The organism is Kluyvera intermedia (assembly GCF_021440345.1).
Lineage (GTDB): Bacteria > Pseudomonadota > Gammaproteobacteria > Enterobacterales > Enterobacteriaceae > Kluyvera > Kluyvera intermedia_A.
The window spans coordinates 1-768 of sequence record NZ_JAKCNS010000088.1 but is presented as its reverse complement, the minus strand read 5'-3'; the positions used below and the strand labels follow the sequence as shown (position 1 = coordinate 768).

Sequence of the window (768 nt, the reverse complement as noted above, 5' to 3'; positions counted from 1 at the left end):
GGTAATGACTCCAACTTATTGATAGTGTTTTATGTTCAGATAATGCCCGATGACTTTGTCATGCAGCTCCACCGATTTTGAGAACGACAGCGACTTCCGTCCCAGCCGTGCCAGGTGCTGCCTCAGATTCAGGTTATGCCGCTCAATTCGCTGCGTATATCGCTTGCTGATTACGTGCAGCTTTCCCTTCAGGCGGGATTCATACAGCGGCCAGCCATCCGTCATCCATATCACCACGTCAAAGGGTGACAGCAGGCTCATAAGACGCCCCAGCGTCGCCATAGTGCGTTCACCGAATACGTGCGCAACAACCGTCTTCCGGAGCCTGTCATACGCGTAAAACAGCCAGCGCTGGCGCGATTTAGCCCCGACATAGCCCCACTGTTCGTCCATTTCCGCGCAGACGATGACGTCACTGCCCGGCTGTATGCGCGAGGTTACCGACTGCGGCCTGAGTTTTTTAAGTGACGTAAAATCGTGTTGAGGCCAACGCCCATAATGCGGGCAGTTGCCCGGCATCCAACGCCATTCATGGCCATATCAATGATTTTCTGGTGCGTACCGGGTTGAGAAGCGGTGTAAGTGAACTGCAGTTGCCATGTTTTACGGCAGTGAGAGCAGAGATAGCGCTGATGTCCGGCGGTGCTTTTGCCGTTACGCACCACCCCGTCAGTAGCTGAACAGGAGGGACAGCTGATAGAAACAGAAGCCACTGGAGCACCTCAAAAACACCATCATACACTAAATCAGTAAGTTGGCAGCATCACC

General features: G+C 53.4%; 1 protein-coding gene. It reads right to left on the bottom strand.

What is annotated here, in order from left to right:
- Positions 1-15: 15 nt before the first annotated feature.
- A protein-coding gene (locus LZ634_RS19890; RefSeq protein ID WP_103215986.1) for an IS1-like element IS1A family transposase occupies positions 16-713 on the bottom strand; the annotation gives its coding sequence in 2 pieces (ribosomal slippage) (positions 16-464 and positions 464-713; 699 coding nt in all).
- Positions 714-768: the final 55 nt, after the last annotated feature.